The following is a 23,363-nucleotide window of genomic DNA, read 5'->3' as shown; positions in this document are numbered from 1 at the left end:
GGGTTCTAGTCCAACCGGGACTTTTCGTTAGGTGTCCATGGCCATTCCCGTAAAGAAAATCGCGATCGGTGTCGTCAAATGGGGCGCAGTGCTCGCACTCATTGGCGCCATCGTGCTGGGGATCGCGGTCTACAGCGCCTACCAGTCGCTGCCTTCATTCGAAGAACTCAAGACGCGCAGCGACCTTGAACAGACGATCCGCGTGCGCGCCGCCGATGAGAGCATCATCGTCGAAATGGGCCCGAGCTTCGGGCGCTGGCTGAGCCAGGACGAAATTCCCGAAACGATGACCGAGGCGATGGTCGCGGTCGAGGATCGCCGCTTTCGCTCGCATTTCGGGGTCGACCCGCTCGGCATCGCGCGCGGTATCTATGTCTCGATGCGCGACGGTACGCGGGTGCGCGCCGTCTCGACCATCAGCCAGCAGCTGGCCCGCAATATCTTCCTGACGCCCGAACGCGAATTGGGCCGCAAGGCGCGCGAAGCCGTCATCGCCATGGCGCTCGAGCAGAAGTTCACCAAGGACCAGATCCTCGAACTCTATCTGAACCGCGTCTATTTCGGCGGCGGCGCCTACGGCATCGATGCCGCCAGCAACACCTTCTTCGGTCATGATGCGACGACCCTGTCGCTGGGCGAAGCCGCAATCATCGCCGGCTTGGTGAAGGCCCCGTCGCGCTATTCGCCGACCGCCGATGTCGAGGCTGCACGCGGCCGCGCCGGCGTCGTCCTCGATCTCATGGTCCGCCACGGCTATCTCAGCGAGCAGGAAGCAGCCAATGTCGATCCTGCCGATATCGACCTGCAGCGTCGCGGCAACGAGAATAGCGCGCGCTACTTCGTCGACTGGGCGCTGCCCCAGCTCGACACGCTGATCGGCGACACCAACGAAGCCATCGACGTCTACACGACGCTCGACCCCGACATGCAGGATGCCGCCAGCGCGGCGATCAACGCCCACGCGCCTGCCGGTGCGCAGGGCGCGATGGTCGCCATCGACCGCGATGGCGCCGTGCGCGCGATGGTTGGCGGCAAGGATTATGTGGAATCGATCTACAATCGCGCCACCGTCGCGCGCCGCCAGCCGGGTTCCGCCTTCAAGCTGTTCGTCTATCTCGTCGCGCTCGAGAACGGGCTCAGCCCCGAAGACGTCGTCGTCGACCAACAGGTCACCATCGACGGCTGGACCCCGCGCAACTCCAACCGCGCTTTCCTGGGTCCGATCACCGTGCGCGAGGCCTTTGCCCGCTCGGTCAACACGATCAGCGCGCAGATCGGCGAAGAGATGGGCTTCTCCACCATCGCCGCCATGGCTGCGCGCTTCGGCATTTCGGATCGCATGGACGCCTATCCCTCGATGGTGCTGGGCTCAAACGAAGTGCGCCTGATCGACATGACCCGCGCCTATGCCGCTGTCTCGCGCGGCGGCGTTTCGGTCCCGCCTTATGCGATCACCCGCGTCGTAACTGCGGAAGGGCGCCTGCTCTACAGCCACCAGCCGGCCGCGCCGCGCGTCCTCGTTGCACCTTGGGTCGCCGGCAACATGACTGACCTGCTCCAGACCGCCGTCCTCTCGGGCACCGGCCGCGCGGCGCAGATCGGGCGTCCCGTCGCCGGCAAGACCGGCACCACCAACTCCAACCGCGACGGCTATTTCGTCGGCTTCTCCAGCGGCCTCACGGCGGGCGTTTGGATGGGGAATGACGATAATAGCCGCGTGCGCGGACTGCAGGGCGGCACCGCGCCGGCGCGTGCCTTTGCCGATTTCATGCGGGTCGCCGTAGTCGACCGACCGGTCGAACCGTTCGACATTCCTGCGTCGGAGCCCGACTGGCTGCTCGAGGATGACGAACTATGGCTAGACATCGATCCGATCCTCGACCCCTATGGCGAGCCGGTCGGCGAGGGCTTCGAGCCGCTCGATCCGCTGGAAGACGGGCTGGGCGACGGGCGTGAAGATGATATTCCGGTCGACCAGAGCTGGCTCGACCAGGTGCTCCAGCGCCAGCGCGAACAGCGCGAGGCCGATGAGCGCCAGCAACAGGCGCCGCCGCAACCGCGCCAGCCGACCGAACCGGTGCGCGATGGTCCCGGCGCAATTCAGGTGCAGCCGATCCGTCCCGCACCCGCCCCGCCGGCCGGGGGCGCCCCATCAACTACCGATCAGCTGTAGCTCAGGGCCAAGCCGTTTGAGGTCGGCCTTGGCGGCGCGGATATCTCCATCGAAAATTTCGGCCTCGAGCCGCTTGAAGGCCGGGCCGTGGTCCATATGCACCCGGTGCGCGACTTCATGGGCCGCGACGTAGCGCCGCACTGCCGGCGGCGCGCAGGCAAGCCGCCAGTTGAACCGGATCGTCCCATCGCTCGAACAACTGCCCCATCGCGTCCGCGCATTGCCGACCGCCACCTTGCCTACGGCAACCCCGGCCCGCTCGGCAAAGAAGGCCACATCATCGGACAATAAGTCGCGCGCGCCCTCGGCGAGCCATTTGGCATAGCGCCGCGGCGCTGTTTCGACCGGCCCTCCCGTAACAAGAAGATTATCTCGACGCTCGACGCGCCTAGTGGCGTTTGCATCGTGCACCAGCTGGAGCGTCTCGCCATCGAAGTCGACATTGCTGCCCGGCAAAAGCCGCGAGCGTTCGGGACATGCAGCACGCTGTTTCGCGATCCAGGCCGTCTCGCCGCCGGCCCATTTGAGCGCGGCCCTGATACTGCCGCGTTTGGGTACGGTGAGGCGCAGGCGATCCTTCGCTGCGTCATAGCGCAACGAAAAACGCCGCGACCGCGCATGGCGGCGCACGTCGACCGCGATGGGCGGCTCGACCGTGTCGATCCGATGTTCAGAGCTCACGGTCGATAAGGTGGTGGGTAATGTCGCCGGCCTCGTCCTCGCTGATCGTCCAGCCGCGGATCGATTGCCCTGCCGCATGCACGCTCTCGCGATCGCCGCTGATGAGGTAATGCCAATCGAAAAGCGTCTTGCCCTCGGCGCGCAGGCGGTAGGCGCAGGTAGAGGGCAACCATCGCACCTCATCGACATTGCCTTGGGCCAGTTGGAGGCAGTCTGGCACCTGGAGCTTGCGATGCGCATAGTCGGTGCAACGCGCCGTTTCGAGGTCGAGCAGGCGGCAGGCGACGTTGGTCGCGTAGTAAGCCCCCGTATCGGCATCCTCGGCCTTGTGCAGGCAACACCGCCCGCAGCCATCGCAGAGCGCCTCCCATTCGGCCGCATCGAGGCTCGCCAAGGGCTTTTCCCAGAACGGTTTTTTGCTATTCATGTCGCAACAGCAATGCGCGGCAAGGCCGCGACCGACAAGATGGAATTTCCGACATGATGCGTATCGCCACCCTTTTTGCTGCCCTGATCGGCCTTTTGCTGACGGCTGAGCCCGCGGCGGCACAGAAAAGCGAAGGCGAGGATTTCCTGCGCGCCATCCGCGCTGCCGATGCATCCAAGGTGGTGCCGATGATGGACAGCGCGAACGGGCCGTTCCTCGTCAATTATCGCGGGTCGAGCGGGGAAACGGCGCTCATCATCCTCGTGCGGGACAAGCGCCCGCTCTGGGTCCGCACCCTCCTCAGCAAGGGCGCAAATCCCAACACCAAGGACGCAGATGGCATGGCGCCGATCCACTACGCCACGGAGTTGCAAAGCTTCGAGATGATCGAGACTTTGCTGGTGGGCGGCGCCGATCCCAATATCGGCAACCGGTTCAACGAAACTGCCCTCATGACCGCCGTACGCTTGCGCAACGCACGGATCGTGAAGCTCCTTCTCGACAATGGGGCCAATCCCGACATTACCGACAGCTCCGCCGGCCTCAGCGCGCGCGACTATGCGCGGCGCGAAACCCGCAATCCCGAATTGCTGCGATTGATCGAAGAAGCCGGAAAGCCGCGCGACCAGCTGCAGTTCGGCCCGGTCCTGCGCTAGTAGTGATCGCCGAGGCTTGGGTCGAGTTCGGCCGCCAGCCGCATCGCCGCGCGCCGGGCAAAGCGTGCGCTCTCCGCCTTTCGCCGTGCCGGTGACAGCGGATCCTCCTTGGCCTCGCGCACCATCGCCGCATCATAGCGATCCGCCACAAGCAGCCCGGCCAATCCCGGGAGATACGCCTCCCCGTCGCAAATCGATGCGAGGTCGGGCGTCACCGCCCAATAGAATCGATCGCAATAGTCGAGATAGTCGCGCCATTTGCCGTCGCCGGTGAGGTCGGCCTTGGCCACCTTGATCTCGGCAATGACGATCCGACCCTTTGGATCGATGCCCATCAGGTCCGCGCGCCGCCCGTTTGGCAAGGGGACTTCGCAGATCATGTAGAGCTTTTGACGCGCAAACAGGCGCGTGGCTCCACGCGCGACATCGAGCGCAACGGCCGGCGAATCGTCGAGGCAGGTCATACCCTGACGCTAGAACAAAAGGGGACCTTTGCCGAGTCCCCGTCTGCGCAACCGTCTTACTGGTAGAAGATGTGATTGCCGATCGAACCCATGCGCTTCAGGCGCCAACGCGGGTTGACGTAATTGGCATGGAAAAAGAGCGCGCCGTCCATCCGGGTCGAGTGATGTTCGCCATCGACGATGCGCGCAATGGCCACGGCGTTCTTCCAGGCGCGGGTGCCGCGACGCGGCTCAGGGATGCGGCCAGCTTGCACGAAGCTGAACTGGCGGCGCTGCTTGATGACGCTGCAATAGCTGTCGGGGAAACGGCTGGATTCGGCGCGGTTGCGGATGACTTCGCCGACAGCCAGCTGGCCGTGAAGCGGTTCGCCGCGGGTTTCGAAATAGATGGCGCGCGCGAGGCAATCCATCTCGTTGTCGCGCGGCTGCGTGCCCGCGAAATGGTCGACCAGGTCGCCCAAATCTTCGGGCAGGACCGGCTCGGGCTCGACCTCGATTTCCGCAAGCATGATTTCGGGTTCGGGCTCCGGAAGGACGGCGACGACTTCGCCGGTGACCGGATCCACGGTGTCGAGCAGGGCCTCGGTCGCGGGCATCGCGACGGAAGGAAGACCTGCAACGGGGAAAGACGTGCTGGCCGCGGTTGCGGTCAGGGTCGTTCCATTGGCATCGCGCGCCGGCGCGACCGAACTGGTGATTGTCACTGCGGTCGCAAAGGCTGCAACGGCGATGCTCTTTTTCATCAACGATCCGTCATCATGCGGTCGGTTTCCGGTGCCGGTCTGGGTTCGGCATTACGCTTGCCGAACGAATACGAAATGCCGGTCGGGCCCCTTCCGTCTGCGTGATGGTTCCGATGTCCCGGACCACCCTCCGCTCTTTCTCCCGCGCCCCTTCTAACCCAAAATGCTAAGAATCAAGAAATTTCGATCGTTTCAGCGACGAATCGTTCTGCATCAGCGACATCCAGTTCGATTTGCCATTGGTCGGGGTCGCGCTGACGTCGTTTCGCGAGAAATTCCCTGATTTCTGGGCTTTCTGGACCATTGCTTGGGCCGGTCCGAGTCCATCGATACTGTCCGTCCATATCGAGAAGGCGCTCGAAAATGGCGAAAAAGTCACTCTTCTGGAGAATTATCAGGAGCAGGCTGCCGCGATCTTCGTCGCCCTTGGCGAGCACCGTCGCGAAACCGCCGTCGCTATTGACCCGGCGCACCAATGCGCTGGCTTCGACCCCGGCGGGAAGACGCCCGATCATGAGGCGGTCGAATAGCCTTCAAGCCCGGTGAGGGCGATGCGCGAGCGCATGAAGGTGCCGGTCCCGCGCGCCGTTTCTTCGCCGTCGGAATCGATAATGCGGGCATCGGCCACTAGCACGCGGCGCTTGCCACTGACCCAGCGCCCTTCGGCGATATAGGAACCGATTTGCATCGGGCGGGTGAAGAGCAGGTTGAAGCTGGTGGTCAGGAGGAAGCGGTCGCTGACCAGGCTGTTCGCAGCATAAAAGGCCGCATCGTCGAGCATCTTGAAATAGACCGTGCCGTGGGCAGCCCCGGCGGCATGGTAATGGTGCGGCTCGAGCTCGAAGCGAATACGCGAAATGCCCGCTTCGGGCAGTTCGAGCTGGCTGTTGAAGCGGCCATTGATCGGCGCGGCGGCGTATAGCCCTTCCAGCCCGCGCAGATGCGCTTTGGCGCCGCTTGGTGCGTCAGGCTGCGGTGCGTTCATCGCACTGGGCCAGGACGGCGGCGACGGCGTCGCGATCACGCGCGCCGCGAAGGCGCTCGACCGTAGCGACATCGCGGACGGCGCGGCTGACGGCGGCCAGCGCGCGCAGATGGTCGGCACCGCGATCGGGCGGCGACAGAAGGAGGAAGAGCAAGTCGACGGGCATTTTGTCGATGGCGCGATAGTCGACCGGGGAATCGAGGCGCACGACCATGCCGTAAATGCCGTCGAGGCCGTCGATCTTGCCATGCGGAATGGCGATCCCGCCGCCAAAGCCGGTCGAGCCCAGTCGTTCACGCTCGACAATCGCGTCGACGATGCGCGCAGGCTCGATGCCCAGCTTCAGCCCGGCAATCTGTCCCATCTGCTGGAGAAGCGCCCGCTTGTCCTTCGCGGCCACATCCAATCGTATCGACGAGACGTCGATGAAATCACTCAAATTCATAATCGATTCTTTTTCCTGCCCCCGTGGTGGGCGGGGCATGTCAAACCTCGTTTCGAGGCCCCAATAAACACAAATCGTTGATTTGTCAGCCTTGGCTCGGTTCGACCCATCCGATGGTGCCGTCTTCACGCCGATACACCATGTTTAATGCGCCGCTGCCGCCATTCTTGAAGAGCAGCGCATTGGTGTTTCGAAGGTCGAGCATCATCACCGCATCGCCAACGCTCGCCGTTGGAATATCGACATGCGTTTCGGCAACGATGGCCGGGCTGTCGGACGTCGGCGTGTCCTCGTCGTTCGACGATTCGATCACACGATAGCCGGCATCGGCGGGGATTTCGGGCATCGGCTCACTGCGTCGTTCGCGCAGGCGCTCGGCATAGCGTTTCAACTGGCGCTCGACCTTGTCGGCGGCGCCGTCGAAAGCGATGTGCGCATCCCCGGCACGGTTCGAGGCCTTGAGGACATGGCCATTGGATACCGGGGCAACGATGTCGCACGTAAACTGATCATGCGGCGCGCGACCAAACGTGACATTGGCCCCGATAGCGCGGGAGAAATATTTCTCCGTCATCGCATTAAGGCGCTCGCTGACATGATGGCGAAGGGCGTCTCCGGTATCGACCTGGTGACCTGCGACACGGACTTCCATGTCTTTCTCCTTCTGTTGTGTTCGCGTTCGACCCGTCACGGGCCCTTATCCCCTAGTTGGGATTGGCGTGACGATTCCACAAGGCATCGCTGAACGAGGCTATAAAGTTCCGATGCCGTTCCAATTCTTCTTCACTCGGCGCGTGCGGACGCGGTTCGCGAAAGGGTCGGTCCGGCCGTTCCGTTGCCGCTTGCCCAGCCGCGGATAGTTCAGGCTCTGCCGCGCTTTCGACCGCGTCGAGCGACAGGCCAATCTGCCGGCCCCCGGTCAGTTCGATATAGACCTGGGTGAGCAATTCGGCATCGAGCAAGGCGCCATGCTTGACGCGTGCGGAGCGATCGACGCCATAGCGGCTGCACAGGGCATCGAGGCTGTGCTTGGCACCGGGATGCTTGGCGCGCGCCAGCTGCAACGTATCCTGCATGCGATCGAGCGAAACCGGTTCGCGCCCGCACATTTTCAACTCGGCATTCAAGAAGCCGAAGTCGAACATGGCATTGTGCGCGACCAGGGTCGCATCGCCCAGAAACTCCATCAGCTCGTCGGCCTTGTCACCGAAGAGCGGCTTGTCCGACAGGAAGGTGTCCGACAGGCCGTGCACCGCCTCGGCTTCCGAAGGCATGGGACGCTGCGGATTGAAATAGCAGTGGAAGGTCCGCCCGGTCTCGACGCGGCGGACCATCTCGATGCAACCGATCTCGACCATTCGGTCGCCACCCTCGGGCGAAAGGCCCGTGGTTTCGGTGTCGAAAATGATTTCACGCATGGGGACTTTATGACTCTGCGGCGAGCCCGAGGCAAGACAGGATCCGGTCCACTTGGGCGCGGGTTTCATCGAGGCTGCCATTGGTATCGACGACGAAATCGGCGCGCTCGCGCTTCTCCGCATCGGGCATTTGCCGCTCGAGAATGGAAGCGAACTTCGCCTCGGTCATGCCCTCTCGCGCGAGCACCCGCTCGCGCTGCGTGTCGGCATCGGCGGACACGACGATGACATGGTCGAAATTCTCTTCGCCATGGGTTTCGAACAGCAAGGGGATGTCGAACAGTAATGCCGGCGCATCGCCATTGGCCAGGATGAAGCGGGTGCGCTCATGATGGACCGCCGGATGGACGATACCTTCCAATCGGGCCAACGCATCGCGGTCGCCCAGCACCATCGCGGACAGCGCGTCGCGGTCGACGGCATCATTGTTGGTCGATCCGGGAAAGGCCTTTTCGATCTCGGCGACCAGCCGCCCGCCCGGCCCCTGCATCTCGCGCACCGACGCATCGGCATCGAAGACGGGAATGCCGGCGTCGGCGAACATTTTCGCGACGGTCGACTTGCCCATGCCGATCGAGCCGGTGATGGCGAGCGTCTTCATGCCCGTAATCTAGCAAAAAGTTCGTCGTCGCGCTCTCTTTTTGGCGGGGCGTCGAAAAAGGCCTCGAAACTGACCGCCGCCTGCTCGACCAACATGTCGATCCCGTCCTTGATCTCCAGCCCGCGCGCACGCGCCGATTTGACCAATTCAGTCTCCACCGGCGCAGTCACCATGTCGAAGACCCAACCATTCTCGTCGATCCCGGCAACATCGCAGCTAAGACAGCGATGGCCGACCATGCCGAGCGGGGTGGCGTTGATGACGCCGTCGGCCTGGGGCGCATCGGCCATGGTCCGCGGCTCCCGCGACAGGCCGAATTCCACCGCCAGCTTGATCGCTTTCTGACGATCGCGCGCATGGATGGTGATGGCGTGCAGGCCGACTGTCCGCGCAGCGACCAGGACGGCGCGCGCCGCACCGCCGGTACCGTAAAGCGCGACATGGGTCATGGCGCGCCCAGCCTCGTGCAGTGCCTTCAGCACCATGACGATGGCACCGACATCGCTATTGCCCGCCGCGAGCCCGCCTTCGTGCGGGATGAGCATGTTGGCCGCACTGGCCGCGATGGCGAGATCGCTTTTCACATCGGCCTGTTCGAGCGCCTCGAACTTGATCGGCATGGTGACGTTGCAGCCTCGCCAGTCCGCATCGGCACGGCGTTTTTCCAGATAGGCTTCAACTTCTCCTTCGCCGACACGGGTGCGGCGATAGTCGGCCTCCATGCCCGCAACCTCGAACCAGTGCTTGTGAATGATCGGCGACTTGGAATGCTCGATCGGATCTCCGATAACCTCGGCGTAGATCATGCAAGCATCTCCCCGCGGGCCCGGAGCGCGCCCAGCAGCGGCAGCAAGGGCAATCCGAGGATGGTGAAATAATTGCCGTCGATCCGGTCGAACAAGGTGACCCCCGGCCCTTCCATGCGGAACACCCCGACGCAGTAGGACACTTCTGGCCAGTCGGCATCGAGATAGGCAGCGATAAATTCATCGCTCAGGTCGCGCACGACCAGACGTGCGGTATCGGCATGATCCCAGTCGATTCCACCATCACGCGCCAATGCGACGGCGCTGGTCAGCTGCATCACCTTGCCCGAAAAGTAGCGCAGATGCGCTGCCGCCTCGTCGCGATCGCCAGGCTTGCTGAACAATTTTCCGCCGACCTCGAGGACGCTGTCGCTCCCGATGACCCACTTGGCATCGCCTTCGGTGCTGGACGACAGCGCCTTTGCGCGCGCCAGTTCGAGGGCAAGCTCGGCGGCGCTGCCCTCATGCCTTGCCTTGACCGCATCTTCGTCGACATCGGGCGACGCCGTGCCATAGTCGAGCCCGGCCTGGTCGAGCATCGCCCGCCGGATGGGGCTCGTGGAAGCCAGCAAAAGCGCCATTTTCATAACCCTGTGGAAAAGTCTGTGGCTGGGCCTAGCGCGAATCCGGGGATGACGAAAGTCGCGGCATCCATGCCCGATTCACCTCCGCCCATTCGCATTTTCGTGCACAGGTCGGTCCGCCGCACTCGAATCCTGTGGATAATGGGAATCCGATAGAGCGAATCGTTGAGTCCATTGAGTCAAGGAATAGCCGTTGCTGTTGGCAAAGGCGGGACTTGGCCTTAAGTCTCGTTGCCAAGCCTCCAATACCAACCCCTATCCTTTTCAATATATATAATAAGATAGAAGAGAGAGAGGGTGACGACCCTGCCTACCCCCCGATTGCTCAGCGTGCTCAAGGGTGAGCGCCACGATCCCCCGCCAAGCTGGATGATGCGCCAAGCCGGTCGCTACCTTCCTGAATATCGCGAGCTGCGTGCCGAGAAGGGTGGGTTCCTCGATCTCGTCTACGACACCGACGCCGCGGCCGAAGTGACGTTGCAGCCGCTGCGCCGCTTTCCCTTCGATGCGGCCATCCTCTTCTCCGACATCCTCATCGTCCCGTTCGCGCTCGGTCAGGATCTGAAATTCGTCGCCGGCGAAGGCCCACGCCTGTCGCCGACGCTCGATACCAACAAGCTCGAGGATCTGACGCGCCATCCCGAACGGCTGGAGCCGATCTACGAGACGGTCGCCAAGGTCCGTGCCGGCCTTGACGAGAAGCAGACCCTGCTCGGCTTTGCGGGCAGTCCCTGGACGGTCGCCACCTATATGGTCGCGGGCCAGGGATCGAAGGACCAGGCACCGGCGCGCAAGATGGCCTATGCCGAACCCGAACGCTTCGCCGCGCTGATCGAGGCGATCGCCGACATGACCGTCGATTACCTGTCGGGCCAGGTGAAAGCGGGCGCCGATGCCGTACAATTGTTCGATAGCTGGTCGGGTAGCCTGTCGCCCGAACAATTCGACAAATGGGTCATCGAACCCAATGCCCGCATCGTCAAAGCCTTCAAGGCGATCCATCCGGACATCCCGGTGATCGGCTTTCCGAAAGGCGCGGGCGAGAAACTGCCGCGATATGCCGAACGGACCGGCGTCGATGCGGTCGGTGTCGACGAGACGATCGATCCCGAATGGGCGCATGCCAACCTGCCCGCCGACCTGCCGGTCCAGGGCAATCTCGATCCGCTGCTGCTGATCAATGGCGGCGAAGCGCTCGATGCCGGCGTCGACCGCGTCATTGCCGCTTTCAAGGGGCGCCCGCACATTTTCAATCTCGGCCATGGCATCGACAAGACGACGCCGATCGCGCATGTCGAACGGATGATTTCACGGGTTCGGGGGAAGTAGGCCATGACGGAGATGATCGGCTGGCTCGGCGCTGCGGCCATCTGGGTGAAGGCGGCGCATGTCATTTTCATCATCTTCTGGATCGCCGGCCTGTTCATCGTGCCGCGCTATTTCGTGCATCACCACGAGACCACGCCCGGTTCGGCGGAGGATCGTGCCTGGATCGAACGCGAGAAGCTGGCGAAGAAGGTCATCCTGACCCCGGCCATGGTCATTAGCTGGCTGCTGGGGCTCAGCCTCGCCTTCAATGGCGGCTATTTCACCGAGGGCTGGTTCCACGCCAAATTCCTGCTCGTCATCCTGCTGACGGGCTATCAGGGCTGGGTCTCGTCGGTGGCCAAGAAGCTGGCGCGGGGCGACCGGCCCTATGAGGGCAAGGCGCTGCGCCTGCTCAACGAGGTGCCGGGCGTCTTCACGATCCTCATCGTCATCCTCGCGGTGGTTCGCCCCTTCTGATCCCTCGCCCTGCCGCAGCGGCATTGACTCAAGCGCAGGCCGCTCCTACCTCCCGGCTCAGTACCGGGCGGCCCATTCCTTTTTCTCGGCCCCCGACGTCGACGGTGCGACGCCTGCGTCCTGCAGCGCACCGGGTTTCCCAGACCAACGATCGATAGAGATTTTCCCATGATGCACCTCCAGGAACTCAAACAAAAACCGCCCGCCGAACTGGTCGCGATGGCCGAAGAATTGGGCGTCGAAGGCGCCAGCACGCTGCGCAAACAGGATCTGATGTTCTCGATCCTCAAGGAGCATGCCGAAGAGGGCGAGCAGATCATGGGCATGGGCACGATCGAAGTGCTCAATGACGGTTTCGGCTTCCTGCGTAGTCCGGAAGCGAACTTCCTCGCCGGTCCTGACGATATCTACGTCGCGCCGGCGATCGTTAAGAAGATGGGCCTGCGCACCGGCGATACGGTCGAAGGCGAGATCCGCAGCCCCAAGGATGGCGAGCGCTATTTCGCGCTGACCAAGGTCACGCAGGTTAATTTCGACGATCCGCAGGCGGTGCGCCACCGCGTCAATTTCGACAATCTCACGCCGCTCTATCCGGACGAAAAGCTGACGCTCGACAGCGCCGATCCGACGGAGAAGGACAAGTCGGCGCGCGTCATCGACATCGTTGCGCCGCTCGGCAAGGGCCAGCGCGCGCTCATCGTCGCGCCGCCTCGGACCGGTAAGACCGTCCTCCTCCAGAATATCGCCAAGGCGATCACCGACAATCATCCGGAGGTCTTCCTCCTCGTGCTGCTCATCGACGAGCGCCCCGAGGAAGTCACCGACATGCAGCGCAGCGTGAAGGGCGAGGTTGTCTCCTCGACCTTCGATGAACCCGCCTCGCGCCACGTCCAAGTCGCTGAAATGGTTATCGAAAAGGCCAAGCGCTTGGTCGAGCACAAGAAGGATGTCGTCATCCTGCTGGACTCGATCACCCGTCTCGGCCGTGCCTACAACACCACGGTCCCGAGCTCGGGCAAGGTGCTGACGGGCGGTGTCGATGCCAATGCGCTGCAGCGGCCGAAGCGTTTCTTCGGTGCCGCGCGAAACATCGAGGAAGGCGGCTCGCTCTCGATCATCGCCACCGCGCTGATCGACACCGGCTCGAAGATGGACGAAGTCATTTTCGAGGAGTTCAAGGGCACGGGTAACAGCGAAATCGTCCTAGACCGCAAGGTGGCGGACAAGCGCATCTTCCCGGCGCTCGACGTGGGCAAGTCCGGCACCCGCAAGGAAGAGCTGCTGGTCGACCAGGCCACCCTGTCGAAGATGTGGGTGCTGCGCCGTATCCTTATGCAGATGGGCACGATCGATGCCATGCAGTTCCTGCTCGACAAGATGAAGGACGCCAAGTCCAACGAGGACTTCTTCGCCTCGATGAACCAATAGGCTGCTTGGGGGATTTAAGCTGCCATGACCGATCTGCTGCTATTCCTGGCCGCCGCGTCCGCGGAAGGCCTCTCGCTTGGCGGTCCCGCCGAAATCTGGGACGCCATCGTCAAGGATTTCTCGAACATCACCACGCCGAGCGCGATGAGTGCGTTCCTGCAGGTGTTAGCGATCGACCTCGTACTTGCGGGTGACAATGCGATTGTCGTCGGCGCACTGGCCGCAGGCCTGCCGCCCGACCAGCGCAAGAAAGTTATCATCATCGGCGTCCTTGCGGCGCTGGTGCTGCGCATCCTGTTCGCGCTAATCGTTGTCCAACTCCTTCAGATCGTTGGACTTATCTTCGCGGGCGGCCTGCTTCTCCTGTGGGTTTCCTGGAAGATGTATCGTGAGCTGCACCATATGGGCGAGAGCCCGGGCAGCCCCGAGATCGAAGGCGATGAGCATTCGGGCGTGAAGCCGGTCAAGAGCTTCTATGCGGCCGCCTGGGCGGTCGCCGTGGCCGACGTTTCGATGAGCCTCGACAATGTGCTCGCGGTTGCCGGTGCGGCCAAGGACCATCCGGGCATCCTGATCGTCGGCCTCATCCTCTCGGTCGCGCTGATGGGCGTCGCGGCGAACATCATCGCCAAATATATCGAGCGCTATAAGTGGATCGCCTATATCGGCCTCGCCGTGATCCTCTGGGTGGCCGGCAACATGATCTATGACGGGATCGTCGATCCGAATGTCGGGGTCGGCCAGCTCTTCGCCTGATGACTGAACGGATTGGCAGGCGCCCATGAGCAGCGACACGATCGTCGCGCTCTCCTCGGGCGCCCTGCCCTCCGCCATTGCGATTCTCCGCCTGAGCGGCCCGCACGCGGCCGCGGCGGTATCCCGACTGACCGACCTCCCCGAACCGCGCCTGGCCGCTTTTGCCATCTTGCGCGATCCCGATGACGGATCGACCCTGGATGAAGCCATGGTCTTGCGCTTTGTCGCTCCAGCGAGCGCCACTGGCGAAGATGTCGTAGAGCTGCACGTTCATGGGAGCCGGGCCGTCGTCGACCGCTTGCTGACCCTTCTTACGCGCCACGACGATGTTCGATTGGCTGAGCCAGGCGAATTCACCCGCCGTGCCTTGTCGAACGGCAAGATGGACCTGATCGGCGCGGAAGCCCTTTCCGACCTCTTGGCGGCCGAAACCGAGCCACAGCGCCGCGTCGCTTTGGGGCAGATGCGTGGCGGTCTCAGCGCCGCCCTCGCCACATTCCGCGAGGATCTCGCAAACGCCAGTGCCGCAGCCGAAGCGGCGATCGATTATGTCGGTGATGATGAAGAAACGGACCGCGGTGAGGAACTGCGTGACGATATTGCGCGATTGCGCGCAAGGATCGATGAATTGCTCGAACTTCCCGATCGTCGCCTGCTGCAAGACGGAATCCGGACTGTTCTGGCGGGTCCCGTCAATGCAGGCAAGTCAAGTCTTTTCAATAACTTAGTGGGTTTTTCGCGCGCTATTACGAGCGAGGAAGAAGGCACGACGCGCGACACCATCGAAGTGCCGATCCGGCTCCGCGATACCGCCTTCTTATTGGTTGATACGGCCGGGCAGCGCTCCGGCGCAGGCGCGATCGAACAGGAAGGGATTGAACGAAGCGCTAAGGAGGTCGCGCAAGCAGACCTGCTTTTGTGGTTGGGCGATCCAGAGAAAAAACCTGCGGGCGAAAATGTCATCTTGGTCGATGCGAAGAGCGATATCGGAGGACATGGCCAAGGCATCTCCGTGTCAGCGCGGACGGGTGACGGGATCGAAAACCTGATTGATGCCATGATTGCGAAGGCAAGCACGATGCTTCCACCTCCAGATGGGATGGTTGTGAACCAGCGCCAGCGTCAGCTTCTGAACGAGATTTCAGGCGTGATGGTCCCTGTCGACGATCCCGTTATTGCAGCGGAATCGCTGCGATGCGCGCTTGGGTTGCTAGACAGGTTGACGGGCGTGTCGACACTCGATGACGTGCTCGACCGCATTTTCGGCCGTTTCTGTCTCGGAAAGTGACGTTTCACGTGAAACGGTCTTGCGTGACCAATTCGCCTGTATCACATGCACTTCATGTTTGACGTTCTCATCCTAGGTGCCGGCCATGCAGGCGTAGAAGCCGCTCTCGCGGCCGCACGGCGTGGCGCGCGTACGGCACTCGTGAGCTTTTCTCGAGACAATATCGGTCAGATGTCCTGCAACCCCTCGATTGGTGGTGTGGGCAAAGGCCATCTCGTGCGCGAAGTCGACGTCTTAGAGGGTGTTCAGGGTTGGGCATCGGACCGCGCCGCAATCCATTATCGTCTGCTCAATCGAAGCAAGGGCGCCGCGGTGCACGGGCCTCGCGTACAGGCAGACCGCCGCTTATACCGCAAGGCAGTGAATGAACGCGTTGCGGCTTCCGACGTCGAGTTTATCGCCGGTGAAGTCACTGAACTTCGTCTTCAGGCTGACCGTGTCGCAGGCGTGGTCCTGGAAGATGGCTCGCGGCTCGACGCCCGCGCAGTGGTCGTTGCGACCGGTACTTTTCTCGGTGGCCGTATTTTTCGCGGCCTCGACACGCATGAAGCTGGTCGCATCGAGGAGCGCGCCGCGTCCGCGCTGGGGGTGCAGTTCAACGATCTCGGCCTTGTCGCAGGCCGCCTCAAGACCGGGACACCCCCCCGCCTAGACGGAAGGACGATCGATTGGGCCCGCTTGCAACCCCAACCGAGCGATCGCGCGCAGTGGCATATGTCGGTGCAGGATCGACGGCCGAGGCTACCCCAGCTCGCCTGTGCGATCACCCGGACGAACTCGCGCACCCACGAGGTGATTGCGCAGCACGCTGACAGGTCTCCGCTCTATTCCGGAGAAATTGACGGGCGGGGTCCGCGTTATTGCCCTTCGATCGAGGATAAGGTCCGGCGCTTTGCCGACCGCGACAGTCACCAGCTATTCCTGGAGCCGGAGGGGCTCGATACGCCGCTTGTATACCCGAACGGCATCTCGACCTCGCTTCCTGAGGACGCGCAGGTCGAGATGATGGCCACGATCGAAGGCCTCGAGAAATGTAAGATCGCCAAACCCGGCTATGCGGTCGAATATGCCTATTCCGATCCTCGCGAGCTTAATCAGGGGCTTGAGCATCGGCAGATTTCCGGGCTTTTCCTTGCCGGTCAGATCAATGGCACGACGGGCTATGAAGAGGCTTCCGCCTTGGGATTGGTCGCCGGACTGAACGCGGCCGCGGCTGCGCTCGACCTCGAGGACATCACTTTCGACCGACGCAACAGCTATATAGGCGTCCTGGTCGATGACCTGACCTTGCATGGTGTGAGCGAGCCATATCGCATGATGACGGCCCGCGCTGAGCGCCGGCTTTATCTGCGCGCCGACAATGCGATCGAGCGCCTATTCGATAAGGCAGAAGTGTCAGGTACTTCCGACGGGCACCGCGATAAGATGCAGGCGCATTTGAAAGATAAGGCGGAGATCATGGCGCGGCAGGACCAACCGGTCTCAGGCGAACTATTTGGGGTGGAGGGGATCGCAAAGCCCTTGCGCTATTGGTTGAGCCGTTCGGATACACGTGAAGCCGCAAGCTTGATGTTGGGCGATAGCGAAGCCGCTGCAGAGGTCGCGCACGATCTCTATTACGCACCCTATATCGAGCGCCAAGAGCGAGACTGGGCATCGGTTCAACAAGACCGCCAAGTCCGGATCCCCGAAGACTTCGCCTATGATAGTGTGCCGGGCCTGTCGACCGAGATGATCGAGCGACTCCATTCTTCACGGCCCGAGACGCTGGACCGCGCGTCCCGCGTTCCCGGGATTACGCCATCCGCCCTCACCTCGCTTCACTTCGCGCTGCGCAATGTTCGCTGATCGGCTCTCCGAGGCCGCCAAGAGGCCTGTTTCACGTGAAACATCCGAAAGGGTGGAGGATTTTGCTCGCTTGCTGGTCGAGGAGAACCAGCGGCAAAACCTTATTTCAAGGGCGAGTGAAGCAGATCTGCTTGATCGTCATATCCTGGATGGTGCCCAGCTCCTTCGATATGATGAACGCGAGGATGCGCGTTGGATCGACATCGGGACGGGTCCGGGTTTACCTGGACTGGTCATCGCCCTCCTGCACAAAGGACCGGTCGAATTGATAGAGCCTCGCCCCCTGCGAACCGCTTTCCTCGAGCGAATGGTCACGCAGTTCGAGCTCGGAGACCGAGTCGCGGTCCATCAGGGCAAGGCAGCTGCAGTCAACATGCCCGGCGACGTGATTACAGCACGTGCAGTCGCGTCCCTGACGAAATTCCTCGACCTTTCCCACCATCTATCCACAGAAAAAACGCGATGGGTGCTTCCGAAGGGACGAAAGGCGCTTGCCGAACTGGAAGAAGCGAAACGCTTCTGGCAAGCTGACTTCCGAGTGAAAAAGAGCCTGACCGACCCTGATGCGCGTATCATCATCGTCGAACGGCCAAAGCGGAAGGGGCGACGATGATCTCGATTGCGATAGCGAACCAGAAGGGCGGTGTCGGCAAGACCACGACCGCGATCAACCTGGCCACGGCGCTGGCGGCAATCGGGCGTAATGTCCTCCTGATCGACCTCGATCCGCAGGGGAATGCCAGCACCGGCCTCGGTGTATCGCCGTCCGAGCGTATTCACTCCAGCTACGATCTTCTGGTCAATGACGTCGCGGCCGAGACGGCAGCGCTGGAAACCAAGGTCCCACGCCTCGATCTCATCCCGGCAACCGTGGATCTGTCGGGCGCCGAAGTCGAGATGGTCGATCTCGAGGATCGTGCCCATCGCCTCGTCAACGCGCTCAATGGCGCTCGTGCAGGCCGTTGGGACATCTGCCTGATCGATTGCCCTCCTTCGCTCGGCCTTCTGACAGTGAATGCCTTGGTGGCCGCGAAACATCTGATCGTCCCGCTGCAGACCGAGTTTTTTGCGCTTGAAGGCCTATCGCAGCTGCTCAAGACTGTCGAACGCGTGTCTGCGAGCGCCAATCCCGACCTCTCGATCCTCGGCATTGCCCTCACCATGTACGATCGCCGCAACAAACTCTCTCAGCATGTCGCAGACGATGTCCGGGCGTGTCTTGGTGACAAGGTGCTCGACACGGTTGTCCCTCGCAACGTGCGTGTTTCCGAAGCCCCGAGTCACGGCCTGCCAGCCCTCGTTTACGACATGAAATGCCCAGGAAGCGCGGCTTATCTCAAGCTTGCCCGCGAGGTGATCGGCCGACTGCCCAATCTCGCACCGGCGGAGGCTGCCTGATGAAACGTCCCGTAGGTCTCGGTCGCGGCCTGTCCGCGTTGATCGAAGACGGCAAGCAGGCCGACAATGCTCGCGGTGGCGTGGCGACGCTGCCGATCGACAAGATATCGCCCAATCCCGACCAACCGCGTCGCCATTTCGATGAAGGTGCGCTTGAAGAATTGGCCCAATCGATTGCCGAGCGTGGCGTGCTGCAGCCGATCCTCGTTCGTAACCATGATGGTGGCTATCAGATCATTGCCGGCGAACGTCGGTGGCGTGCTGCGCAGCAGGCGCAACTCCATGAAATCCCAGCGATTATTCGCGACAGTGACGATGGCAATACGGCCGAGCTGGCGCTGATCGAAAATGTGCAGCGCGAGGATTTGAACGCGCTGGAAGAAGCCAAGGCCTATGCCGCGCTCGCCGATCAATATGGTCATAGCCAGGCCGATATCGGCCGTATCGTTGGCAAGTCGCGCAGCCATGTCGCCAATCTTGTTCGCCTACTGGACCTTCCCGAAGATGTGCAGTCGATGTTGATCGATGGTGACCTCAGCATGGGCCATGCGCGCGCGCTAATCGGTGCCGACGAAGCCGTGGCATTGGCGAAGCAGGTCATTTCGCAAGGCCTCTCCGTCCGCGAGACTGAAAAGCTGGTGAAGAGCGGGCCGAAAGGAGCGCAAAGCTCGTCGTCAGCGTCGTCGTCGGCAGGAAATCCCGATATCGAAGCGCTGGAACGGCAGCTTGGCGACCTTCTGGGACTCAAGGTCAAGGTGGCCCATGGCAAGAATGGCGGCAAAGTGCAGCTCAGCTATCGCACGCTCGATCAGCTCGACCTGATCTGTCAGCGCCTGACGGGCGAACAGATTTAGCGCGCCATCCGCCGGCTCGCTCGCGCGATCGCCAACAGTTCCTCGCCCAGGGCAGCGCGTCGCGCGCCGGGCTCCAGCATGACCTTGCGCTCGGCATCTGCGACCCGCTCAGCGAGCCGCGCCAATGCCGGTGCAGACCAGCGGCGCAGCAGGCGCTGGATCAAGGGTTTGTCCTTCCAAAACAACACCTTACCCTGCGATGCAATGACCTGGTCGAGGCGTTCACCCCCGGCGATACGCGCACTCATCGGGGCCAGCTGCTGGATGCGGCGTTGCAGGGCTCGAAGCAATGGTGTTGCTTCGGATGCCTGGGGAGACAGCGCACATAATGCCTGCTCTACCGCGTCGAGATCGCCATCCATTGCAGCATCACCGACCGCGAGCCATTGGGTCTCGCCATAATCGGCCCCGATCGCGTCCAGCACTTCGTGATCGAGTAGGCTGCCTTCGCCCACGTAGAGCTTGGCCTTCTCGATCTCGCGCCGGGCAATCATGCGGTTGAGGTCGCAGGAAGCCGCCAGGCGCTGCGCCACGCCAGCTTCCGCTCGCAGACCCTCTTCGCCGAGCATCTGTTCGATATCGCGTTCGATATCGCGCGCGCTGGGCGCGTAGCTGATGACTGAAATGGCTTCCTGATGCGGCTCGATGAGTTTCAGCAGCTTGCTGGCGCGCGTAAGGTTGCCAGCGATGGCGATGACGGGATGCTCGGTTGCAGGCGCGCCCAACAGGGCCTCTGCGGCGGGATGAAATTCGTTGCCTACCGGCTCAATCCACAGAATCTTCTTGTCGCCGAATAGGCCTGCTCCAGCAGCCTCGTCGACCAGCTTGCCCGGATCCGATTTCAATCCGTTGGGGTCTAGCATTTCTTTCTCGCCCTCGAGCGAGGAGGCCAGTTTGCCGGCCAGCGCCGACGAGCCTGCATCATCCACGCCATAGAAGAGATAGAGCCGGAGGGGAGCGGCGTTTCCGCTCAGAAAACGGCCAAATTCGTTGGATTTCGCCTTCACTCGGCCGACCGGCGGAAATAGAGGGCGAGCCGCGCGACCATGTCGTCGGCGACTTCCGCTGCAAGTCGTTCGACGGCCGTCTGTTCGGCGGCCAGCGTGGCATATTCCGAACTGGTAATGTCGATACCGGCATCGCTGCCCGCTGTCGCGTCGAGCAAGGTTTCCCCGGTAGCGAGGTCGACCAACTGGTAGCGCGCACGCAGGGTTCGGCGCTCACGTGTTGCGCCCGCGTCACCGCGCAGCCCGAAGCGTGTAATCTCGTCGTCGATCCGCACATCGAGACGATAGCGCGGCTCGGCGACATTTTCCGGCCCCGAAAGGCGGTCGACAAGGGCATTGCGCAGCAGCCAGCCTGCACGTTCGTCGATCGGGCCCACGACGATCTGCTCGAGCGATCCGATCGGCGAGCCCACCGAAGGGTCGGCATAGAGCGGCCGCAGCCCGCATGATGCCAGAAGCGGTGCGGCAAGGATCATGAGGGCGGCGAGTCGTTTCATGCGACGATATTCACCAGTCGATCAGGCACCACGATCACCTTCTTGGGTGCATTTCCGCCAAGCTGCGCCCGGATCTTCTCGAGGCCCAGTGCCTTGGCTTCCACCTCATCCTTGGCCATCCCCCGCGGCACGATCATCTTGTCGCGCAGCTTGCCGTTGACCTGGACTACGATCGTCGCCTCATCCTCGACCAGCTTGGACGGGTCGTGCGTGGGCCAAGCCGACGTGGCGAGCATTTGCGCCCCGCCGCGCATCGCATGAGCCTCTTCCGCAAGATGGGGCGCCATTGGCTCGACGAGCAAAAGCATAGTATCGATGACGTCATCGCGCGTGGCGGAATTCTGGGCTTTTTCGATCGTACCGACCAGCTCGTAAAGCGCCGCGATGGCCTTGTTGAACTGGAGATTCTCGATTGCATCGGTGACAGCCGCGATGGCCTGGTGCCGCTTGCGGTCGAGCGCCTTGTCCTCGCCTTCGCCGGTGCGGACGGTGCCGGCCAGCTTCCAGACACGCTGGACAAAACGGTTGGCGCCCTCGATGCCGCCTTCCGACCATTCGAGGTCGCGTTCGGGTGGGCTGTCGGAGAGCATGAACCAGCGCACCGCATCGACGCCATAGCGTTCGACCATCGGATCGGGATCGACCACGTTGCGCTTGGACTTGGACATTTTCTCGACGCGGCCGCGTTCGATCTCGGTCTTGGTGGCGAGTTCGACCATCATGCCGTCCTCGCCGACGCCAATTTCATCGGGCCCGAGCCAGCGACCGTCCAGGCTCTTGTAGGTTTCGTGGGTCACCATGCCCTGCGTGAACAGGCCGGCGAAAGGCTCCTTTACACCGACCTTGCCGATCGAAGCGAGCGCGCGGGTAATGAAGCGCGCATAGAGCAGGTGCAGGATCGCATGCTCGACGCCGCCAATATATTGATCGACCGCGAGCCAGCGATTGACCTCGTCTTCGGCGAAGGGCTCGCCTTCGGGCTGGCTGGCGAAGCGCATGAAATACCAAGAGGAATCCACGAACGTGTCGAGCGTGTCGGTCTCGCGCCGCGCCTTGCCGCCGCATTCGGGGCAGTCGACATGCTTCCACGTCTCGTGACGGTCGAGCGGGTTGCCCGGAATGTCGAAGCTGACATCCTCGGGCAGCTTGACCGGGAGTTGGTCGCGCGGGACGCCGACCGGACCACAGCTGTCGCAATGGATGATCGGGATGGGCGTGCCCCAATAACGCTGGCGGCTGACGCCCCAGTCGCGCAGGCGGAACACAGTCTGTCCCTCGCCCCAGCCTTCCTTTTCGGCGCGTTCGACGATGGCGGCCTTGGCGGCCTCCGTGTCCATGCCGTCGAGGAAGCGCGAATTGACCGCGACACCGGGATCCGTGTCGGCCTCGTCGCCAACCGGCTTGTCGGCCTCTTCGGTCGAGGGCGCGACGACGCGGTTGATGGGCAGGCCATATTTGCTGGCAAATTCGAAGTCGCGCTGGTCGTGCGCGGGCACGCCGAAGACGGCGCCGGTGCCGTAATCCATCAGGACGAAATTGGCGATGAAGACGGGAAGCTTCCATTCCGGATCGAGCGGATGCACCGCGCCGATGCCGGTATTGTAGCCTTCCTTCTCCTGCGTCTCGATCTCAGCCGCACTGGTGCCGCCCTTCTTCACCTTCTCGATGAAGGCGGCGGCTTCGGGATTATCCGCAGCGATCGCCTGTGCCAGCGGATGGTCGGCCGCAATGGCGACGAAGCTCGATCCGAAAATGGTGTCGGGACGCGTGGTGAAGACGCGCACATCCTCGATCCCGCCTTTGGCCTCGTCGAGGTCGAAGGAGAATTCGAGGCCCTGGCTCTTGCCGATCCAGTTTTCCTGCATCAGCCGGACCTTTTCGGGCCAGCGATCCAGCGTGCCGAGACCTTCGAGCAGCTCGTCGGCGAACTTGGTGATGCGGAAGAACCATTGGCTCAGTTTCTTGCGCTCGACCGGGGCGCCCGAGCGCCAACCCTTGCCGTCGATCACCTGTTCGTTGGCAAGCACGGTCATGTCGACCGGGTCCCAATTGACCTCGCTCTCCTTGCGATAGACGAGGCCGGCATCGAGCAGGTCGAGGAACAGCGCCTGTTCGTGCCCGTAATATTCGGGGTCGCAGGTGGCGAGCTCGCGGCTCCAGTCGAGCGCGAAGCCGAGCCGTTTCAACTGCCCGCGCATCGCGTCGATATTCTGGTAGGTCCATGTGCCCGGATGGACCTTGCGCTCCATCGCGGCATTTTCGGCGGGCATGCCGAACGCGTCCCACCCCATGGGGTGCAGGACGTCGAAGCCCTTCATGCGCTTGTAGCGCGCGAGGACGTCACCCATCGTGTAATTGCGGACGTGGCCCATATGGATGCGCCCCGACGGATAGGGGAACATCTCAAGGATATAGGCCTTGGGCTTGGCCGGATCGTCACCGGCGTGGAACGTGCCCTCCGCTTCCCAACGATCCTGCCAGCGTTTCTGGGCTGCGGCCGCGTCGAAGCGCTCGGTCAT

At 62.5% G+C, this 23,363-nt stretch carries 26 protein-coding genes; 11 read left to right on the top strand and 15 right to left on the bottom strand.

Annotation, left to right across the window (positions count from 1 at the left end; translation table 11 throughout):
* Nucleotides 1–37: 37 nt before the first annotated feature.
* On the top strand, nucleotides 38–2,173 hold the full coding sequence (locus NDO55_RS09710) for a transglycosylase domain-containing protein (protein ID WP_252114740.1): 2,136 nt from the start codon (nucleotides 38–40) through the stop codon (nucleotides 2,171–2,173).
* Here NDO55_RS09710 and NDO55_RS09705 read toward each other — a convergent pair.
* Together NDO55_RS09705 and NDO55_RS09700 are read right to left on the bottom strand one after the other, a co-directional pair.
* Nucleotides 2,153–2,854 carry a M48 family metallopeptidase gene (locus NDO55_RS09705; RefSeq protein ID WP_252114738.1) on the bottom strand — a complete coding sequence of 234 codons (702 nt, stop codon included), beginning with the start codon at nucleotides 2,852–2,854 and terminating at the stop codon, nucleotides 2,153–2,155. The genes NDO55_RS09710 and NDO55_RS09705 overlap by 21 nt on opposite strands.
* Nucleotides 2,844–3,281: a YcgN family cysteine cluster protein gene (locus NDO55_RS09700; protein ID WP_252114736.1), complete on the bottom strand. Its 438-nt coding sequence runs from the start codon at nucleotides 3,279–3,281 to the stop codon at nucleotides 2,844–2,846. Before NDO55_RS09700 ends, NDO55_RS09705 begins: the two co-directional genes overlap by 11 nt.
* Nucleotides 3,282–3,334: 53 nt before the next feature.
* On the opposite strand from NDO55_RS09700, the gene NDO55_RS09695 reads away from it, so the two are divergent.
* Entirely contained in the window at nucleotides 3,335–3,937 is a 603-nt protein-coding gene (locus NDO55_RS09695; protein ID WP_252114734.1) for an ankyrin repeat domain-containing protein, read from the top strand.
* On the opposite strand, the gene NDO55_RS09690 is transcribed toward NDO55_RS09695, so the two are convergent.
* The 10 genes from NDO55_RS09690 to NDO55_RS09645 form a co-directional block, all read right to left on the bottom strand.
* Nucleotides 3,934–4,401, bottom strand: coding sequence for an MmcB family DNA repair protein (locus NDO55_RS09690; RefSeq protein WP_252114731.1), 468 nt, complete (start codon nucleotides 4,399–4,401; stop codon nucleotides 3,934–3,936). The genes NDO55_RS09695 and NDO55_RS09690 overlap by 4 nt on opposite strands.
* Nucleotides 4,402–4,457: 56 nt before the next feature.
* A complete protein-coding gene (locus tag NDO55_RS09685; RefSeq protein WP_252114729.1) occupies nucleotides 4,458–5,144 on the bottom strand; it encodes a cell wall hydrolase in 687 nt (228 codons plus the stop codon).
* A 173-nt stretch (nucleotides 5,145–5,317) separates the two neighbouring features.
* A complete protein-coding gene (locus tag NDO55_RS09680) occupies nucleotides 5,318–5,659 on the bottom strand; it encodes a DUF1491 family protein (RefSeq protein WP_252114727.1) in 342 nt (113 codons plus the stop codon).
* Nucleotides 5,656–6,129: a PaaI family thioesterase gene (locus tag NDO55_RS09675; protein ID WP_252114725.1), complete on the bottom strand. Its 474-nt coding sequence runs from the start codon at nucleotides 6,127–6,129 to the stop codon at nucleotides 5,656–5,658. The genes NDO55_RS09680 and NDO55_RS09675 overlap by 4 nt, the downstream gene beginning before the upstream one ends.
* Nucleotides 6,110–6,574, bottom strand: a complete 465-nt coding sequence (locus tag NDO55_RS09670) for a PTS sugar transporter subunit IIA (protein ID WP_252114723.1) — start codon at nucleotides 6,572–6,574, stop codon at nucleotides 6,110–6,112. Before NDO55_RS09670 ends, NDO55_RS09675 begins: the two co-directional genes overlap by 20 nt.
* Nucleotides 6,575–6,659: 85 nt before the next feature.
* A complete protein-coding gene (hpf, locus tag NDO55_RS09665) occupies nucleotides 6,660–7,226 on the bottom strand; it encodes a ribosome hibernation-promoting factor, HPF/YfiA family (protein ID WP_252114721.1) in 567 nt (188 codons plus the stop codon).
* 52 nt (nucleotides 7,227–7,278) lie between these two features.
* On the bottom strand, nucleotides 7,279–7,992 hold the full coding sequence (dnaQ, locus tag NDO55_RS09660) for a DNA polymerase III subunit epsilon (RefSeq protein ID WP_252114719.1): 714 nt from the start codon (nucleotides 7,990–7,992) through the stop codon (nucleotides 7,279–7,281).
* A gap of 7 nt (nucleotides 7,993–7,999) precedes the next feature.
* Complete coding sequence (coaE, locus tag NDO55_RS09655) at nucleotides 8,000–8,593, bottom strand: dephospho-CoA kinase (RefSeq protein ID WP_252114717.1); 594 nt, start codon at nucleotides 8,591–8,593, stop codon at nucleotides 8,000–8,002.
* A complete protein-coding gene (locus NDO55_RS09650; protein ID WP_252114715.1) occupies nucleotides 8,590–9,399 on the bottom strand; it encodes a shikimate dehydrogenase family protein in 810 nt (269 codons plus the stop codon). Before NDO55_RS09650 ends, coaE begins: the two co-directional genes overlap by 4 nt.
* Entirely contained in the window at nucleotides 9,396–9,980 is a 585-nt protein-coding gene (locus NDO55_RS09645) for a Maf family protein (protein ID WP_252114713.1), read from the bottom strand. The genes NDO55_RS09650 and NDO55_RS09645 overlap by 4 nt, the downstream gene beginning before the upstream one ends.
* A gap of 300 nt (nucleotides 9,981–10,280) precedes the next feature.
* Here NDO55_RS09645 and hemE point away from each other — a divergent pair, with 300 nt between their 5' ends.
* The 9 genes from hemE to NDO55_RS09600 all read left to right on the top strand — a co-directional run bounded on the left by hemE (nucleotide 10,281) and on the right by NDO55_RS09600 (nucleotide 19,340).
* Nucleotides 10,281–11,312 (top strand): uroporphyrinogen decarboxylase, encoded by a 1,032-nt coding sequence (hemE, locus tag NDO55_RS09640; RefSeq protein ID WP_341869977.1) that lies wholly within the window; start codon nucleotides 10,281–10,283, stop codon nucleotides 11,310–11,312.
* Between the two features lie 3 nt (nucleotides 11,313–11,315).
* The gene (locus tag NDO55_RS09635; protein WP_252114711.1) at nucleotides 11,316–11,768 is read left to right on the top strand and encodes a CopD family protein; all 453 of its coding nucleotides are present in this window, start codon (nucleotides 11,316–11,318) and stop codon (nucleotides 11,766–11,768) included.
* A 171-nt stretch (nucleotides 11,769–11,939) separates the two neighbouring features.
* The gene (gene rho, locus NDO55_RS09630; RefSeq protein ID WP_252115589.1) at nucleotides 11,940–13,196 is read left to right on the top strand and encodes a transcription termination factor Rho; all 1,257 of its coding nucleotides are present in this window, start codon (nucleotides 11,940–11,942) and stop codon (nucleotides 13,194–13,196) included.
* 24 nt (nucleotides 13,197–13,220) lie between these two features.
* Complete coding sequence (locus NDO55_RS09625) at nucleotides 13,221–13,952, top strand: TerC family protein (protein WP_252114709.1); 732 nt, start codon at nucleotides 13,221–13,223, stop codon at nucleotides 13,950–13,952.
* Between the two features lie 25 nt (nucleotides 13,953–13,977).
* Nucleotides 13,978–15,240: a tRNA uridine-5-carboxymethylaminomethyl(34) synthesis GTPase MnmE gene (mnmE, locus tag NDO55_RS09620; RefSeq protein ID WP_252114707.1), complete on the top strand. Its 1,263-nt coding sequence runs from the start codon at nucleotides 13,978–13,980 to the stop codon at nucleotides 15,238–15,240.
* Between the two features lie 45 nt (nucleotides 15,241–15,285).
* Complete coding sequence (gene mnmG, locus NDO55_RS09615; protein ID WP_252114705.1) at nucleotides 15,286–17,088, top strand: tRNA uridine-5-carboxymethylaminomethyl(34) synthesis enzyme MnmG; 1,803 nt, start codon at nucleotides 15,286–15,288, stop codon at nucleotides 17,086–17,088.
* The gene (gene rsmG / locus NDO55_RS09610) at nucleotides 17,078–17,701 is read left to right on the top strand and encodes a 16S rRNA (guanine(527)-N(7))-methyltransferase RsmG (RefSeq protein WP_252114703.1); all 624 of its coding nucleotides are present in this window, start codon (nucleotides 17,078–17,080) and stop codon (nucleotides 17,699–17,701) included. The genes mnmG and rsmG overlap by 11 nt, the downstream gene beginning before the upstream one ends.
* Nucleotides 17,698–18,486, top strand: coding sequence for a ParA family protein (locus NDO55_RS09605; protein WP_252114701.1), 789 nt, complete (start codon nucleotides 17,698–17,700; stop codon nucleotides 18,484–18,486). Before rsmG ends, NDO55_RS09605 begins: the two co-directional genes overlap by 4 nt.
* Entirely contained in the window at nucleotides 18,486–19,340 is an 855-nt protein-coding gene (locus tag NDO55_RS09600; protein ID WP_252114699.1) for a ParB/RepB/Spo0J family partition protein, read from the top strand. The genes NDO55_RS09605 and NDO55_RS09600 overlap by 1 nt, the downstream gene beginning before the upstream one ends.
* Here the strand turns inward: NDO55_RS09600 and holA are convergent.
* From holA to leuS, 3 genes are read right to left on the bottom strand one after another with little or no spacing between them, the layout of a single operon-like run.
* Nucleotides 19,337–20,347 (bottom strand): DNA polymerase III subunit delta, encoded by a 1,011-nt coding sequence (holA, locus tag NDO55_RS09595; RefSeq protein WP_252114697.1) that lies wholly within the window; start codon nucleotides 20,345–20,347, stop codon nucleotides 19,337–19,339. The two genes, NDO55_RS09600 and holA, sit on opposite strands and share 4 nt — an antisense overlap.
* Nucleotides 20,344–20,844 carry an LPS assembly lipoprotein LptE gene (lptE, locus tag NDO55_RS09590; RefSeq protein ID WP_252114695.1) on the bottom strand — a complete coding sequence of 167 codons (501 nt, stop codon included), beginning with the start codon at nucleotides 20,842–20,844 and terminating at the stop codon, nucleotides 20,344–20,346. Before lptE ends, holA begins: the two co-directional genes overlap by 4 nt.
* A complete protein-coding gene (leuS, locus tag NDO55_RS09585; protein WP_252114693.1) occupies nucleotides 20,841–23,363 on the bottom strand; it encodes a leucine--tRNA ligase in 2,523 nt (840 codons plus the stop codon). The genes lptE and leuS overlap by 4 nt, the downstream gene beginning before the upstream one ends.

This window comes from Sphingomicrobium sediminis (assembly GCF_023805295.1).
GTDB lineage: Bacteria > Pseudomonadota > Alphaproteobacteria > Sphingomonadales > Sphingomonadaceae > Sphingomicrobium > Sphingomicrobium sediminis.
Note: the sequence above shows the minus strand (reverse complement) of the source record. Positions and strands in the feature narration are given on the sequence as shown.